Consider the following 16730-nt stretch of genomic DNA (forward strand, 5'->3'; position numbering starts at 1 on the left):
GGCACCGGACGATTCCGGGCCGGGGTGGGCATTCGATAGCGCTTGCCCCCGTGCCGCCTCACTAACGGACCGTAAAGGAGGAACGTCAACAAACCCTTTACCATGCCTCGCCCGACTTGCAGTGCAATTCGATCACAAGCATAAGAAGATGACCGCTTTCTGACGCGTTCTGCGCGAAGCGGGCCGGCCTATCGCAGACGTACAGGATTGAAGCCGAATGACTCAGCACAAGCGCGTTCGCAAAGCCGTATTCCCCGTCGCCGGGCTCGGAACCCGATTCCTGCCGGCGACCAAGACCGTGCCGAAGGAAATGCTCACCGTCGTCGACAAGCCGGTGATCCAGTATGTGGTCGACGAGGCCCGCGAGGCCGGTATCGAGCAGCTGATCTTCGTCACCGGGCGCAACAAGGACGTCATCGAAGACTATTTCGATGCGCAGGTCGAGCTCTACGAGACGCTGCAGCAGCGCGGCAAGACCGAGGAACTCGACCGGCTGAAGAAGCTGCAGCCCGGCGCCGGCCAGACGAGTTTCACCCGCCAGCAGGACCCGCTCGGCCTCGGCCACGCCGTATGGTGCGCGCGCAACATCGTCGGCGACGAGCCGTTCGCACTGCTCCTTCCCGACATGGTGATGCAGTCCGAAAAGAGCTGCCTTGCGGGGATGATGGAGCTTTACGAGAAGACCGGCGGCAACATCCTTTCGGTCGAGGAATGCGAGCCGGGCGAAGAGCACAAATACGGCATCGTCGGCGTCGGCGAAGAACTCGACGGCGGCTTCCGTATCACCGGCATGGTCGAAAAGCCGGAGAAGGGAACGGCACCCTCGAACCTCTTCCTGGACGGGCGCTATATCCTTCAGCCGGAAATCTTCGGCCTTCTCGAAAAGCAGGAAACCGGCGCGGGCGGCGAGATCCAGATCACGGATGCGATGCTGCGGCTTGCCGAAACCCAGAGCTTCGCGGGCTATCGCTTCGAGGGTAACACCTTCGATTGCGGAGCGAAGGACGGGTTCATCAAGGCCAATGTCGCCTTCGCGCTCGACCGCGAGGACATTCGCTCGAAGGTCGAAGCGGACCTGCGCGCGCTCATCAGCAACAGCTGAACCGGTCAGCCTCTCCCTTCGCGTGAGGGGGAGGGCGCATCGACGTACCCGCCATAATGGAGGCGGACGGCCTGATGCTGGGCCGGCCGTTGCCGGCGGACGGCCCGGCTGCCGACATGGGGGTGTTGCCTGCCGGCATCACCCGTTGCTGATATGCACTTCATCCGCTCACGCCAGCGTGAGATCGCGGGCGCGGGCATGGTGCCGGCGCCCGGATACTGGCACCCCTCACGCCACGCGTGGGGCGGGGGTCTCCGCGTAATCCCTTCATGGTCGACGCGCGGAACCACGCTCGGCCGGCTTTACCGGAGACGATGATGATAAAGACACGCATGGCCGCGTGCGTTGCCGTTTGCGCGATCGCAAGCTGTGGTGCGGCGCACGCCCAGTCGAACATGACCAAGCAGCAGAGCTCCAGCAAGCCGCTGGCCGAACAGAACTACCTTCGCTTCGGTACATCCGAACGCAACGTCACGATCGCACCGTTCATCCAGTTCGACATCGGTTCGGCGGATGCCGATCCCTACGGAGCGTTCGGGACCGATCTCGACCGCGACACGGATTTCCGCCGCGCCCGCATCTATGCGAGCTTCGACTACGACGCGTTCGGCGGGCTGCTGACCGTCGACTTCGCGAACGACGACGCGCCGCTCACCTATCTCTTCGTCAATTACGACATCACCGACGAACTGACCGTGCAGCTCGGCCAGCAGGACGAGCCGTTCAGTCTCGAAGACATGATCGGCTCGCGCTCGGAAACCTTTGCCGAGGCGGGTCTCAACGCGGCCCTCGTTCCGGCAAACAACGTCGGCGCGGCGCTGATCTACGGCACCGACCATTACAGCCTTTCGGGCGGTGTGTTCTTCGCCGACCTCAACCACGACGATCTAGGCCGCAACGGCACGGGCGTGACCGGACGGGCCACCTTCGCCCCGATCGCCACGGACGACGAGGTGATCCATTTCGGCCTCGGCATGACCTATCGCGACGGCTTCGACAACACCACGAGCTACGGCGGCGGTTCGGGCTCCTACCTCGTCAAGCCGACGCCGATCTCGACGGGTACCTTCGCGGATCCGGGTCGTTATTTCGCGACGAACTTCGAGTTCGCCGCCGAACGCGGCCGGTTCTCGCTGCAGTCGGAATTCACCGTCGCCGAACAGGACGACGGTATGCGCGGCGACAGCACGCTTTACGGCGGCTACGTGTTTGCCGCTGCCTTCCTGACGGACGATACGCGGCCCTATTCGGCCGCCTCCGGCAGCTTCGGCAAGGTCGACCCGACGAGTTCCTTCTTCGAGGGCGGAACGGGTGCCGTGCAGGTAGGTGCCCGGCTGAGCTTTCTCGATCTCGACGATGCCGGCGGAAGTGCAGGCCGGGAAGTCGCCGTATCGGGTGTCGCGAACTGGTATCTGTCGAGCCAGATCCGCGTGACCGGCGACGTCACCCATACGGAGGTGACGAGCGGCCCGCGTGACGATTCCTCGATCGACGCTGCGGTTCTCAGGCTTTCCTACATCTACTGAGTTGCAACGGGGCGGTCCGCCTATCGGCGGGCCGTCAGCCCGAGGGTGGCGCTCAGTTCGCGGTCGCCCTCGCCATGCTCTGGCCGCGTGACGGCGTAGGCCGCCTCCGCGTCGATGGCGAGGTCGTGCGTCAGGTACCAGCGCACACCCAGCCCGAGCGAATAGGCATTCTCGTCGGCGACCTCGCTTGCGAGGTAGTTACGGCGGAGATAGCCGGCCGAAAGGGTGGCGACGACGTCGTAACGCACCTGCTGCTCGAGCGTGGTCGCGAGCGAATAGGTGATCGGCCCGCTGCGCCCGGCTGCCGTCGCGTCTTCCAGCCGGGTCGCGAGATCGAGCGAGATGTTCGTGCCGCGATGCGGCGACCAACGCGCGCTGCCGTCGAGCGCCAGACCGTCGAGATCGGAAAGCCGATCGTCCTCGAAGCGACGCAGCACGTAGCCCGTGGCCAGTTCGCCGCCGAGCTTCTCCCCGAAATCCGCGTTCACGCCGGCTTCCAGCCGATAGGTGTTCGACGAGCGCCGATACCCGGCATCGTCGACCCGCTGGTCGTAGCGCTTGCGCTCGTAGGAAGCCTGGAGAAAAGGCGTCAGCACGCCCGACGGACGATAGTCGACGCGCGTGTCGATTTCGCCCGAAAGCGCATCCCGATCGTCCTGCGAGAGCGTCGTGCCGTCGGCAAGCTTCACGTCGCCATAGGCCGTATGGTCGACATGCGCGGCGAGCGTGCCGCGCAGCTTCGCCAATTCGCGCGCGATCTTGGCACCGCCGCCGATGGTCTGGATCGTCGCCTGTCGTTCGGCATTTTCGACGGCGTTCTCGTCGGTGACCGATTCGCGACGGAAATCGTAATTGGCCGTGAAGTCCGCCGTAGTCGCTTCGGCGAGGTCGAGCGCGAAATCGGCGTCGATCGAGGCGCTCGGTTCCGTCGCGCCATCGCCGGAAATATTCTTCTGGTAGATCCCCGACCCTTCGACGGTCAGCGTCCGGCGACCCCAGTCGGCAAGAAGCGTCGCGTCGATCTCGCTCTGCGAATAGATGCGGCTCGTCTTCCGGCCGTCGAGCTTGCGGCTTTCCGCGCCGATCGACTGGGTGATCTCGGGACGCAGCACGAAGACGCCGCGGCGGATGCCGGGCGCCTGGTCGAGCGGGATGTCCGGCGGCGGCGTACCGCGCGGTGCGATCGAATTTTCAGGTCGGTTCAGTCGTCCGAGATCGCCGCGATAGTTCGGCGATGCCGTTCCGGAGATGGCGTTTTCGCGGCTCTGGACGGGAGCGGGCTCGGCAGGTGGCTCGCTCGGCACCGGCGGTAATGCGACGGCATCCGTCGTCCCGTTGTCCTGATTGGTGTCGAGCGGAGCGGCGTCGTCGCTGAGCAGGCCGCGCAGCGTCCCGTCGTCTTGCAAGTTCGAGCCCGCGAGCGAAAAGTTGTCTAAACCATTCGTATCAGCCGTGCCGCTCGTATTCCCGACGTCGATCGCGTCCGTGGCGTCGTTCGTGCCGGAGGTGTCGCTCGTGCCCGCGGTGTCGGCGGCATCCGTCGCCGTTTGCCCGTAGGCGGGGGCGGCAAGGACGAGCATCGTCGCGGCAAGGGACGCAAGACGTCTGGGCCGGCGCGGGCGATTGCGCGTATCGGGCTTGGCGGAAAACATCGGCGTCCGGTGCTTGAAGAGCGATCATGCTTTTCAAACGGTAAAGACGCAGGGTTAAGGCTTCGTTTGCGCCGGCGCGCTCTGCGCATCGTCCGAGGCGCGCTTCGAGCGTTCGACGGTCAGTTCCCGGTCCTTCGCAGCCGTCACCGTCACCGGCGTGCCGGTGGGCATGTCAGGGCCGGCCACGGTCCAGTAGGTGTCGTCGAGCCGGATGCGACCGCGGCCGTTCTCGATCGCGTCGGTCAGCGTCGTCGTACGGCCGACGAGGCCGGCGCTGCGGCGATTGAGCTGCGGTTCGTCCGTGTCCTGCTCGCGGCCGGCCATGACCTGCCGCCCGACCAGCGCGGCGAGGAAGGCGAGGATCGCGAACGCGATGAACTGGATCTGCCACGTCCACCACACGCTGTCCCAATGCAGCAGCGAGACCGCGCCGATGGCGATCGCCGCCGCGCCGATCCAGACGAAGAAGACACCCGGAACCACGACTTCGGCGATCAGCAGTACGAAACCGAGAACCCACCAGCTCCATGGACCGAGCTGGCGGATCAGCATGTCGATCATCTAGCTTTTGTCCTTCGGTGCGGCGAACGGTTCGCCACTGCGTCCAGAGGCGCTCCACGGATCGGTCGTTCCGCCCTGGTTCCGGCGGACCGCCGGTCCCGTCGATCGGGCGGCGTTCGCCGTGCGCTGCATGCCGTCCTGGCGAGGCGGTTCTTCGTCCTCGTGCGCGGCGTTGCCGGATCCGGAGGTCCCGAAGACCTCGCGCGCGATCGCGCCGATGCCGCCGAGCGAACCGATCAGCGCGGACGCCTCCATCGGCATCAGCACGATCTTCTGATTCTTCGCCGTGCCGATCGCCGTCATCGCCTCGGTGTATTTCTGGGCCACGAAATAGTTGATGGCCTGCACGTCGCCGCCGGCGATCGCGTCCGAGACGGCCCGTGTCGCCATCGCTTCCGCCTCCGCCTGGCGTTCGCGCGCCTCGGCCTCCCGGAAGGCCGCCTCGCGCTCGCCTTCGGCTTCGAGGATCGCCGACTGCTTGGCGCCTTCGGCGCGCAGGATCTGCGCGTTGCGGAAACCTTCCGCCTCCAGAACCTGCGCGCGTTTCTCGCGCTCGGCCTTCATCTGCCGTGCCATCGATTCCACGAGGTCGCGCGGCGGTGCGATGTCCTTGATCTCGATGCGCGTGATCTTGATGCCCCAGGGCCGCGCCGCCTCGTCGACCACGCGCACGAGCTTGTCGTTGATCGTGTCGCGGTTGGAGAGAAGCTCGTCGAGGTCCATGCCGCCCATGACCGAACGAATGTTCGTCATGGTCAGGTTGACGACGGCGTATTCCAGCCCCTTCACCTGATAGGCCGCCTGTGCGGCGTTCAGCACCTGATAGAAGGCGACCGCGTCGGCCGAGACGCTGGCGTTGTCGCGGGTGATGACTTCCTGCGTGGGAACGTCGAGCACCTGTTCCATCACGTTCAGCCGCGCGCCGAGGCGATCGATGAACGGGGCGATGACGTGAAGGCCGGGTTCCAGCGTCTTGGTATAGCGGCCGAAGCGCTCGACCGTGTAGGCGAAGCCCTGCGGCACGGTCTTGATGCTGGCCATCAGGATCGCGATGACGAGGACGACGAAGACGACGACCACGACGTCGAAGCCGGTAAATGGCAGGTTCATGCGTTTCCTCCCGAAGGGCGCGTTCGCAGGGTTCCGTGCATCTGGCCGCGGGTAGCCCGATCCGTGACCGGGATGCCGCGCGTCAGACCCAGCCCCGCAATTCCTGTCGCACGACGCTTTCGATCACCGCCATGCCGGCTTCGCTGTCGTTGAGGCAAGGAATATGCGTGAAATGTTCGCCACCATTCGCCTCGAAGCTTTCGTGCGCCTGCACGGCGATCTCCTCCAGCGTCTCGAGACAGTCCGACACGAAACCGGGGTTGATGACGGCGATGCGCCGCACACCTTCCTGCGCGAGCTTCTCGACAGTCTTGTCGGTATAGGGCTGGAGCCACTCCTCCGGCCCGAAGCGCGACTGGAAGGTGATCATCAGCCGCTCCTCCGGCCATCCGAGACGTTCGCGGACGAGGCGTGCCGTCTTGCAGCACTGGCAGTGGTATGGATCGCCCTTGCGGAAATAGGACTGGGGAATGCCGTGGAAGGAGGTCAGCACCACCTCCGGCTCCCAGTCCAGCGTGTCCAGATGCCGTTCGATCGAGCCGGCGATCGCTTCGATATAGGCCGGATCGTCGTGATAGGGCGGGACGGTGCGCAATGCTGGCTGCCAGCGCATGGCAAGCAGTGCCTCGAATGCCTTGTCGTTCACCGTCGCGGTCGTCGGCGCGGAATATTGCGGATAGAGCGGAAACACGAGAACGCGTTCGCAGCCGGCGTCCTTCAATGCGTTCATGCGCTCGGCGATCGACGGCGTGCCGTAGCGCATCGCCCAGTCGACCTCGATCTCCGGATGCGAGGAAAGCGCCTTCGCCAACTGCTCGCTCTGGCTTCGCGTATAGGTGCGCAGGTAGCTTTCGCCCGCCTCGTGGTTCCAGATCGTCTCGTAGGCCTTGGCGTTCTTCGCCGGGCGGGTGTTCAGGATGATGCCGTGCAGGATCGGGTACCATAGCGCCCGCGGCCATTCGATGACGCGCCGGTCGGAGAGGAATTCCTGCAGGTAGCGGCGCATCGCCGGCGTATCGAGACTGTCCGGCGTGCCGAGATTGACGAGCAGGACGCCGACTTTGCCGCAAGCGACGCGCGGATGGTCGGCAGGCGTCGCGTCGGCCGGGGCGGGGCCCGTACGGGAAACGGTGGCGTGCTGGTTCATCAAGGGCTCCGGCGGCCGGCGAGGACTTTCGAACTCGAAGGCAACATAAGGCCGCCGGGAGCGGATTCAATCATCGAAGGGACCGGCCGGCATCACGATGGTGCCCGGACCGGTATCCGCAAGACCGAGGCTTTGGCATCCGCCGCGCGGCGGACGCCGATCGAAACTCAGCCGACGCGGCCGAGCGGGGCGTTGGTACGCTCGAGCACGAACTGCGCGCCGCTGTCGGACGTGCAGTTGAGCTGGTTCGGCGCGACCTGTGCGCAGTTGACGCTGGCGTCCCGGTTGCTGACGCGCGAATGCATGTCGATCTGGACGAGATCGTCGCCCGTGCGCGAATAGGTGCCCGTCGCCATGACCGTGTTCGTGTCGGTCGTCATCGTGCGGAAGCGGCCGTCACGGAAGGTCGAGACGATCCCGTTGTCATCGACCCAGCTTCCCTCGACGCCCCGTTCCGCCGCGTAGTCCGGACCGGGCGCCCCGGTATCGGTCATCGACATGCAACCGCTGAGCGCCACGGAAAGGCCCATCAGACCTGCGAAAACCCCTGCACGATTCATATAATCTCTCCGAAAACGGGGCGGAACATCCGTTCAGCCTCGCGGTAACTGTCTCGTTTGGAAGGGCCACGAACGAAGTCTTGCCTCCATCGGTCGCGACCCCACCTGAGCGCGAAACCCTTAGTGGACGAGAATGTTCCTGAACTGCCAGGGGTCCTCTTCGTCGAGGTCTTCCTCGAAGAGGTTCGGCCGACCGTCGAGCGGGGTCCACTGCGTATAGTGCCCCTCGACGGGACCGAGATAGGGAAGCTGGATCTCCAGGCAGCGCCGATAATCCATCTCGTCCGTCTCGACGATGCCCGCCTCGGGGTTTTCGAGCGCCCAGACCATGCCCGCGAGCACGGCCGAAGTGACCTGAAGGCCGGTCGCGTTCTGGTAGGGCGCGAGCAGCCGCGTTTCTTCGAGCGAAAGGCGGGAGCCGTACCAGTACGCGTTCTTCTCGTGGCCGTAGAGGAGGATGCCGAGCTCGTCGATGCCGTCGACGAGCTCATCCTCGTCGAGCACGTGGAGAACGGGCTGCTGCTCGCCGCCGTTTCCGAACATCTCGTGCAGCGAGAGCACCGCGTCGTTGGCCGGGTGGTAGGCATAGTGCGACGTCGGCCGATAGGTAACCGAGTCGCCCTCGCGCAGCGTGAAGTAGTCTGCGATCGAAACCGATTCGTTATGGGTCACGAGGAAGCCGTACTGCGCGCCTGGCGTCGGGCACCATGTGCGCACCCGCGTGTTGGCGCCGGGCTGCTCCAGGAAGATCGCCGCCTTCGTGCCCGCCTGCTGCTCCTTCGCGTTGTCGGGCATCCATTTTTCGTGGGTTCCCCAGCCGAGTTCGGCGGGTTGCAACCCCTCGGAAATGAAGCCTTCGGCCGACCAGGTGTTCCAGAACACGTCGAACGGCTTCGGCTTCTTCGTACGCTGCGTGTCGCGCTCGGCGATGTGCACGCCCTTCACGCCGACGTCGCGCATCAGGCGCGCCCAGCCCTCGCGGTCGTCCGCTTCCGGCTCCTCGAAGGTGAGATCGATGGTGTGTGCGAGATCGACGAGCGCCTTCTTCACGAACCAGGACACCATGCCGGGGTTGGCGCCGCAGCAGGAAACGGCGGTCGTGCCGCCGGGGTTCGCGGCCTTTTCCTTGCGCACGGTCTCGCGCAGCGCATAGTTCGTGCGATCGGCGTTGCCGCGTCCGCGGTCAAAGTAGAAGCCGGTCCAGGGCTCGATGACCGTATCGATGTAGAGAACGCCGAGTTCGCGGCAAAGCGTCATGATGTCGAGGGAGGACGTGTCGACCGAAAGGTTCACGCAGAAACCCTGCCCATCGCCTTCGGTGAGAAGCGACGATAGGGTCTCGCGGTAGTTCTCCGGCGTCAGCTTCGTGCCGACCACGCGCACGCCGTGCTCGGCGAGAAGGCCCGTCTCGTCCTCGTTCGGATCGATGACGACCATGCGGTTCCTGTCGTATTCGAGGTGCCGCTCGATCAGCGGCAGGGTGCCGCGACCGATGGAGCCGAAGCCGATCATGACGATCGGGCCGGTGATGGTGCCGTGGACCGGGTGAGACTGGTCGCTCATGCTGTCGTTCCTTCTCAATGAGACGTCCTTATGCGCGTTCTTTACCATCCCCGCCCTAAGGCGCTAACCTTCGACCTCGCATCGGAAAAATTTATTTTTCGAGTTGAAGGGCTATTCATGCAATCGCAGGATTGCTGACTTGCTCATATGAAACTTGTGCTCATGTGGTAGAGCAGGGGAAGTGGAATAGAAGGGGGTAAGTATTGGTTGAGATCGGCAATTTAAGCGTTACCGACGAGTATTGTGAGAAGATAGAAGCTACGGTTGACAACCTATCGGAGCGGCTCGGATTAAATCCTGAAAATTTTTTGATCCAGTTCGGTAACGGTGGCGACCCGAATATTTGGGAAAACGTTCCAAATTATCAGTTAATTTTCGGTCCGTATTGCTTTGTATTCAATGGACAGAACCACAAACCTTACTTGGGGAAACTAAATAATGAGAAATCGGCCTATGAAGAAGGGTACTTTCGAGAAGGCCAATTTCTCCCGGAGAATTTGATATCCGAAAACGAATCAATAAAGAGTTTTTCCATAGATGAATTGATGGATAAAAGCCGTTCTCGGGACGAAAAAGTCAGAAATATCGAAATAAACAGATTCATTGAGTATATTAATGAACTAAAATTTTCTACAGATTCATCGAGATATGACGATGTATGTACATCAAACGTCCGTGCAATTGAAAACGCTCGCCGAAAACGTCGAGATCGGCGTTTTCGAGCGGATGTTCTTGCGAGAGGAGGAGGGTGCTGTGTCTGCGGTTGCATGGTGCGGCAATGCTTGGAAGCGGCACATATAGTCGCTGTTTCGTGTGACGGTAGTGATAACGTCAATAACGGTCTCGTTCTATGCGCCAATCATCACAGAATGTTCGACAAGAACCTTTTCAGTATTAGTGCCACTGATTTTACGATAAAATCCGAAAGCACATCAGGCCTTAGCCTTTTCAAAATGGGGATTACCGAAAAGTCGGCGAGTTTAAATCGGGATGTTTCCTGCAATTTGGCTAAGAGAAACAAGATCTGGCGAGGACAAGACGCAAAGATTCGGTAACACGTAGTGTCGTTAAAACGAGATGCATACGTCAGCGCATTATGTAGAACGAGTGCCGTGAAGCAGTAATCCCCCTGTCTGGGCCGATGTAACGAGCGCGTGGAAGGCGAGCGAGTGGTTCCGCTTGGCCAATCTGTTCAACGCGTGCAAGGAAGCCGATCTCGGCAGTACAGTCGTTATGCATGCATGCTAAAAGAACGCTGTCGAACGTGGTGAAGCCGGCTTGCACCTAGACCGATATCGGTCGGCCCCTTGCTGCAGCCGGCATCGAGCACCGTCAGTACGTCGCGATTGGATCTGCCGTAGTGGTCCGGTTGCACTAGACTCTGATAGGTTCGGAATTACCGGCGATTGGTCGCCATCAGTTCCATCCTTGTGCGATCAAGACGCCGGCCGACGGATCACCGGTCCAGCGCTTCGAGTTCGTCGATCATGCCCTCGATCATCGAAAGGCCGCGGCTCCAGAACGCCGGGTCCGACGCGTCGAGGCCGAAGGGTGCGAGAAGCTCCGTATGGTGCTTGGTGCCGCCGGCCTTCAGCATCTCGAAATACTTCTCCTGGAAGCCGCTCTCGGCGTTCCGGTAGACGGCGTAGAGCGAGTTCACCAGACAGTCGCCGAAGGCGTAGGCGTAAACGTAGAACGGCGAATGGATGAAGTGCGGGACGTAGGCCCAGAAGGTCTCGTAGCCTTCGGAGAGTTTGATCGCCGGTCCGAGACTGTCTTCCTGCACCGACATCCAGAGATTGCCGATGTCCTCCGACGTCAGCTCGCCCTCGCGGCGTGCGGTATGCACCTTGCGCTCGAACTCGTAGAAGGCGATCTGGCGCACGACCGTGTTGATCATGTCCTCCACCTTCTGGGAGAGCATGGCCTTGCGCTCCTGCGCGTCGGACGTCTGGTCGAGAAGGGCGCGGAAGGTCAGCATTTCGCCGAAGACGGATGCCGTCTCGGCAAGCGTCAGCGGCGTCGAGGCCATCAGCGCGCCCTGGTCGGCCGCCAGCACCTGATGCACGCCGTGGCCGAGTTCGTGGGCGAGCGTCATCACGTCGCGCGGCTTGCCCATATAGTTCAGCAGGACATAGGGATGGGCCGACGGCACGGTCGGATGCGCGAAGGCGCCCGGTGCCTTGCCTGGAGCGACCGGCGCGTCGATCCAGCGATCGTCGAAGAAACGGCCCGCGATGTCGGCCATTTCCGGCGCGAACCCGCGATAGGCCGAGAGCACGGTTTCGCGCGCATCGCCCCAGCCGATCGTCGTCTGCGGCGTGTCGGGCAGCGGCGCGTTACGGTCCCAGAAATTCATCCTGTCCATGCCGAGCCATTTCGCCTTCATGGCGTAATAGCGATGCGAAATGCGCGGATAGGCCTCGCGTACGGCGGCGGCCAGCGCGTCGACGACCTCTCGCTCGACGCGGTTGGCGAGGTGCATGGAATCGGCGATGTCCTTAAAGCCGCGCCAGCGGTCGGCGATCTCCTTGTCCTTGGCGAGCGTATTGGTGATCAGCGTGAACGTGCGCAGGTTTTCGCGGAAGGTCTTCGTCAGCGCGTCGGCGGCGGCGTGGCGCGTCGGCTCGTCGGGTTCCTGCAGCTTGTTGAGCGCGGGTTCCAGCGTCAGCCTTTCGCCTAGTATCTCGAAGGTCAGGTCGGCCATCGTCTCGTCGAAGAGCCGGTTCCACGCGCCTCGGCCGGTCTGCGTCTTTTCGTGGAAGAGTTCCTCGACGCGATCCTCGAGCTGGTAGGGCTTGTCCTGGCGCAGATCGACGATCCACGGGCGGTAGCGGCGTGCGGTCGCATCCTCCTCGATCGCCTGGTCGACGACCGTGTCGTCGACGCGGTTGAGTTCGAGCTCGAAGAAGAGAAGGTTAGCGCTGGTGTTGGTAATGTGCGACTGCGTGTCGCCGAAGAACTTGGCGTTGCCGGCATCGGTCGTATCGGAGAAGTAGGTCAGGCCGGCATAGGAGACGATGCGGCCCATGACTTCCTGCAGCGCTTCGTATTCGGCGATCGCCTCGCCGAGCCGCCCGGAGCGCGCGGCTTCCTCGATCTTGCCCTTCCAGCGTTCCGCAAAGGCGGGGGCTTCGCGATCGATGTGCTCGAAATCCGCCTTCAGCGCCTCGCTCGTGCGGCCGGGGTAGAGATCGTCGAGGTTCCACCGCGGCAGATCGGTAAGGCCGGCGTCGCGGGCGACGGCAGCCTCGCCTGGTGAAGACGCGATTGCCGGTTCGAGGCGGAAGGAACGCATGGAAGGACCTCTTTGTCGTTGATGCACGTGTGAACGAAGGCTAGGGCGCGCGCGACTTTTTCCCAGCGAAAAGACCTCCGTTAAAATGCGAGGCTTTCCCGCAAGGGGATGTTGTCGCGTCCGTGAGACTGTCGGCCACTGTGAACAAGCCCGTACCCGAGAACAAGGGGCGAAGCGGGCGGGGACGGCTAAAGACATGACGACAGGAACACGCAAGCCCACATCCCAAGGCACGACCGTGCTCGTCGTGGACGACGATCCCGTTCAGCGCCGGCTCCTACGCCATGCGGTGGAGGAAGCGGGCCATACGGCGATCCTCGCAGACGGCGGCGAGGCGGCGATGGTCGAACTCGCACGGGCCGGCACGAAGATCGGCGTCGTTGTGCTCGACCTTTTGATGCCCGACATGGACGGCCTCGCCGTCATGGGCCAGATGCGCGAACGCGCGATCACCGCGCCGGTCGTCGTCCAGACGGGGCAGGGCGGCATCGATACGGTCGTTAGCGCCATGCGCGCCGGCGCCTTCGACTTCGTCGTCAAGCCGGTCTCGCCGAAGCGGCTGCAAAGCGCCATCGACGCGGCGATGCGGCTCGACCGGAAGGAAGGTTCCGGGCGAGCCGGCCGGGGCAGCGCGGCCGGCGGTTTCCGCGACATCGTCTCCGCGAGCCCGGCCATGGAGCGTGCGCTTGAGCTTGCCCGACGGGCCGCCGCCTCGACCATTCCCGTGGTGCTCGAAGGCGAGTCGGGCGTCGGCAAGGAAATGATCGCGCGTGCCATCGGCGGGGCGGGCGAGCGCCGCTCGAAGCCCTTCGTCACCGTCAATTGCGGCGCGATCCCCGAAAACCTCGTCGAAAGCGTTCTCTTCGGTCACGAGAAGGGCGCCTTCACCGGCGCCGGCGAGCGCCATCCGGGCAAGTTCACCGAGGCCGACGGCGGAACGCTGTTCCTCGACGAGGTCGGCGAACTGCCGACAGGGGCGCAGGTGAAGCTGTTGCGCGCGGTGCAGCAGGGCGAGATCGAGACGGTCGGCGCCAAGCGCGTCACCCGGGTCGACTGCCGCATCGTATCGGCGACGAACAAGGACCTGATCGCGGAAGTGAAGGCGGGCCGCTTTCGCGAGGACCTCTATTACCGCCTCGCCGTCTTCCCGATCCTCGTGCCGGCGCTCCGGCGACGCAAGGAGGATGTCCCCCCGCTCGTGCGCCATTTCGTGGAGCGCTTCGCGGGCCAGCAGGGGGTCAATCCCGCGCCACGCGTGCTGCCGGAGACGATGGCGCTCCTGACGGCCTACGACTGGCCGGGCAACACCCGCGAACTCGAAAACGCGCTCTATCGGGCGATCGTTCTTGGCGAGGGACGTGCGCTGACGCCCGACCTCTTTCCGCAGATCGCCGCGCAGCTTCCCGCCTACGACGTGCGCGAGGCGGGCAATACGTTCCGTGTCGTTGCCACCGCCGAACCGGTGCATGAGGACCGGGCGGCGCCGAAGCGGCCGGCGGCAAGCCGCATCACCTTTGCCGAAGACGAGGCGCACATTGCCGACGCGCCCTCGGTGGCACCGGAAACCGAGGAACTGCTGGCGCGCACGGGCGAGCCGGAGGCCGGTCGCGGCGATGCCATCCCCCCGCTCGGACCGGATGGGCAGGTGCGTCCGCTCGCCGAGATCGAGGAGGACGCGATCCGTTTCGCGCTGAAGTTCTACGACGGGCAGATGAGCCGGGTCGCGCGCCGCCTCGGCATCGGTCGTTCGACGCTCTACCGCAAGCTCAAGGAGTACGCGATCGATCCTGCCGACCCCGAACCGGAACGCGTCGCGTAGCTCGGTCTTGCCGCCTTCCGGCGGCTTCCCGTCCGTCGTCAAGTCTAAAGTAGGCTTTTCTTCGTTCGCCGAAGCGGTCCGGCGGCCGAAAGCCGTTTCTGGTTTAGTTCTTGTTAAGCCGGCGTTCACTATACTATAGTCCTCGTCACGGTAGTGGCGGGGATGTCATTGTGTGACCGTAATTTTTGGTCATGCCGTGAGCCACGGAACGCGAACTCGGCGTGCGGGGACCTTCATTGGTGGATTTCGAGACCACGATCGGCAATGCGCCGCCGTGCCGGCGTGCGCGGGAAAATTCCATCGGCCGAACCGGCCGTTCCTTCCTTCGGTTCGTCTTCTTCCTGGCGCTCGTCTGTGCCGGTTTCGGACTGGTCTGCCAGAGCCCGGCGCTCGCCGCGACCCGCTCGTTGAAGGTCGTCAACGTCCATACCGGCGAAAAGGCGATCATCGCCTACAAGCGCAACGGACGCTACATTTCCTCCGGCCTGCAGAAGCTGAACTACATCCTTCGCGACTGGCGCGAGGACAAGGAAATCAAGATGGATCCGCGGATGATCGATCTCCTCTGGGAGGTCTATCAGAAGAGCGGTTCCAACGATTACATCAACATCATCTGCGGCTATCGCACCGGCAAGACCAACGCCATGCTGCGCGGCCGTTCGCGCGCCTCGGGCGTCGCCAAGCAGAGCCAGCACACGCTCGGCAAGGCGGTCGACTTCTTCATTCCCGACGTCAGGCTTTCGACGCTGCGCGAGATCGGCATGAAGTTCCAGGTCGGCGGCGTCGGCTACTATCCGAATTCCGGTTCGCCGTTCGTGCACATGGATACCGGCTGGGTTCGTGCCTGGCCGCGCATGTCGCGCACCCAGCTCGTCAAGCTTTTCCCGGATGGAAAGACGCTGCACCTGCCGCCGAGCGGCAAGCCGCTTTCCGGTTATCAGCAGGCGCTCGCCTCCTACAAGCAGCGCGTGACCGGCAGCTCTATCGCCGTTGCGGGCGGTAGCGCCGACGATGGCGGCGGATCGCACAATCTGCTCGCCGCACTCTTCGGGCGCCACAAGGACAAGCAGCTCGATGCGGGGGATACGGTCCAGGCCAATCCTGAACTCCACCAGATCGAAACCCGCGCGATGGCCGCGCGCGGCACGACGACCCGCGCGCCGACCGAGATCGCCAGCGCGCCCGTTTCCCTTCCGGGAGCCAAGAACGCGCCGTTGCCGGGCTCGCGGCCGGAACAGGGCCGTTCGTCCATTGCCGTGGCGATGGCGGGCATTCAGCCAGCCGAAGCGGTCGCCATGACGCCGGGCGCTCCGCCTTCGCTCGGTCCGAGTGCGGCTCCGGCGGATGACACCGACGAGGCCGAGGCGGATGCCGGCGAGGCCGAAAGCGCCGGCGGATATGCGGATCTCCTTGCCTATGCGGTGCCGGTGCCGGGCATTCGGCCGGCCGGCGATACGTCACCCAGCGAACCAGGCGTGAAGCGCGTGGACAACGCCGCGGACGCCACGGCGGCGCTGATTGCCGAGGCGAATGTGGACATGCCGGCCGACGAGGCTGAAACCGAGGCTCCGGAAACCAAGGGTTCGCGCGGCTTCATGCCGGTGCCCGGCGACCGGCCGATGCTGACGGCTTTTGCCTCGCCGATCGAAGCGGACGACGACGACGCCTCGCGGCTTCCCGCGTTCCCGCCGAAGGTGAAGGCGCGGCCGGCAAGCCCCACGCCTTCGGCCGTCGCCGAAGCGGGCAAGCGGCACCTGCGCGACGGCGAGATTCGCATCGCTTCGCTCGCGAAAGGCGAGATCGCCAGCGCGAGCTTCGCTCCGGCGATGCCGGAACCGAAATCCCGGATCGAAGCGGATCGACCCGATGCCTCAGTGGAGGCCGTACGTGGCGGCCGGGTGAACCGATCCGCCGCAAGGCAGGGGAAGAACGGGCAGCTACTCACGGCTGCGGCGGTCGCCCAGTGGGCTATGGCACGCGAGAATGCGCATACTGAACGCGAGGTCACCGGGGCTTCGACGCGCACGAGCCGGCTGCCGGCCGCGACCGCGTCGACCGGATCGAACGGCAGGACCATCGATCCGGAGCGCTTTGCGGCCGTACGGGTCTATTTCCCCCGGAACTGAACCGGCGTCACACAATGCGTCACGAGATCGAGGCCGGTGTCATCACATCGGCCTCGTTTCTTCGTGAAGAGAGTGCTTAGAGCATTCCCGGTGAACTCTGGTTCACCGGGAATGCTCCAGTTCTTTGTTTTGTCGCAGTATCCGACGCCAAAGCGATCCCGCTTTGGCTGGAAATGCTCTAGGTAGTGGACTCATAAGTTCGCATCCACAGTCTTGCCGATGCGAGAGCGACGGCGGCGAGAAAGTTCCTTGCCAGCTTGTCGTAG

General features: G+C 63.8%; 12 protein-coding genes. 5 read left to right on the forward strand and 7 right to left on the reverse strand.

Features of this window, described 5'->3' with window-relative positions; translation table 11 throughout:
• Window positions 1-217 precede the first annotated feature (217 nt).
• Window positions 218-1102, forward strand: a complete 885-nt coding sequence (gene galU, locus FJU11_RS06765; RefSeq protein WP_141166269.1) for a UTP--glucose-1-phosphate uridylyltransferase GalU — start codon at window positions 218-220, stop codon at window positions 1100-1102.
• A gap of 317 nt (window positions 1103-1419) precedes the next feature.
• Window positions 1420-2628 carry an OprO/OprP family phosphate-selective porin gene (locus FJU11_RS06770; protein WP_181408077.1) on the forward strand — a complete coding sequence of 403 codons (1209 nt, stop codon included), beginning with the start codon at window positions 1420-1422 and terminating at the stop codon, window positions 2626-2628.
• A 20-nt stretch (window positions 2629-2648) separates the two neighbouring features.
• Here FJU11_RS06770 and FJU11_RS06775 read toward each other — a convergent pair whose 3' ends face one another.
• The 6 genes from FJU11_RS06775 to FJU11_RS06800 form a co-directional block, all read right to left on the reverse strand.
• Window positions 2649-4280, reverse strand: a complete 1632-nt coding sequence (locus FJU11_RS06775; RefSeq protein ID WP_141166271.1) for an outer membrane beta-barrel protein — start codon at window positions 4278-4280, stop codon at window positions 2649-2651.
• 54 nt (window positions 4281-4334) lie between these two features.
• Complete coding sequence (locus FJU11_RS06780) at window positions 4335-4841, reverse strand: NfeD family protein (RefSeq protein ID WP_141166272.1); 507 nt, start codon at window positions 4839-4841, stop codon at window positions 4335-4337.
• Window positions 4842-5951, reverse strand: a complete 1110-nt coding sequence (locus FJU11_RS06785; RefSeq protein WP_141166273.1) for an SPFH domain-containing protein — start codon at window positions 5949-5951, stop codon at window positions 4842-4844.
• Window positions 5952-6033: 82 nt separating this feature from the next.
• A complete protein-coding gene (hemH, locus tag FJU11_RS06790) occupies window positions 6034-7098 on the reverse strand; it encodes a ferrochelatase (protein WP_141166274.1) in 1065 nt (354 codons plus the stop codon).
• A gap of 167 nt (window positions 7099-7265) precedes the next feature.
• Entirely contained in the window at window positions 7266-7658 is a 393-nt protein-coding gene (locus tag FJU11_RS06795) for a hypothetical protein (RefSeq protein ID WP_141166275.1), read from the reverse strand.
• A 120-nt stretch (window positions 7659-7778) separates the two neighbouring features.
• The gene (locus FJU11_RS06800) at window positions 7779-9221 is read right to left on the reverse strand and encodes a homospermidine synthase (protein ID WP_141166276.1); all 1443 of its coding nucleotides are present in this window, start codon (window positions 9219-9221) and stop codon (window positions 7779-7781) included.
• Between the two features lie 203 nt (window positions 9222-9424).
• Here FJU11_RS06800 and FJU11_RS06805 point away from each other — a divergent pair, with 203 nt between their 5' ends.
• Window positions 9425-10276, forward strand: a complete 852-nt coding sequence (locus tag FJU11_RS06805; protein ID WP_141166277.1) for an HNH endonuclease signature motif containing protein — start codon at window positions 9425-9427, stop codon at window positions 10274-10276.
• Between the two features lie 401 nt (window positions 10277-10677).
• Here the strand turns inward: FJU11_RS06805 and FJU11_RS06810 are convergent, their stop codons facing one another.
• Entirely contained in the window at window positions 10678-12519 is a 1842-nt protein-coding gene (locus FJU11_RS06810) for a M3 family oligoendopeptidase (protein WP_141166278.1), read from the reverse strand.
• A 196-nt stretch (window positions 12520-12715) separates the two neighbouring features.
• Between FJU11_RS06810 and FJU11_RS06815 the strand changes: the two genes are divergently transcribed.
• Window positions 12716-14338: a sigma-54-dependent transcriptional regulator gene (locus tag FJU11_RS06815; RefSeq protein ID WP_141166279.1), complete on the forward strand. Its 1623-nt coding sequence runs from the start codon at window positions 12716-12718 to the stop codon at window positions 14336-14338.
• 239 nt (window positions 14339-14577) lie between these two features.
• Window positions 14578-16464, forward strand: a complete 1887-nt coding sequence (locus tag FJU11_RS06820; protein WP_181408078.1) for a DUF882 domain-containing protein — start codon at window positions 14578-14580, stop codon at window positions 16462-16464.
• Window positions 16465-16730 lie beyond the last annotated feature (266 nt).

It is taken from the genome of Pararhizobium mangrovi (assembly GCF_006516965.1).
Lineage (GTDB): Bacteria > Pseudomonadota > Alphaproteobacteria > Rhizobiales > Rhizobiaceae > Pararhizobium_B > Pararhizobium_B mangrovi.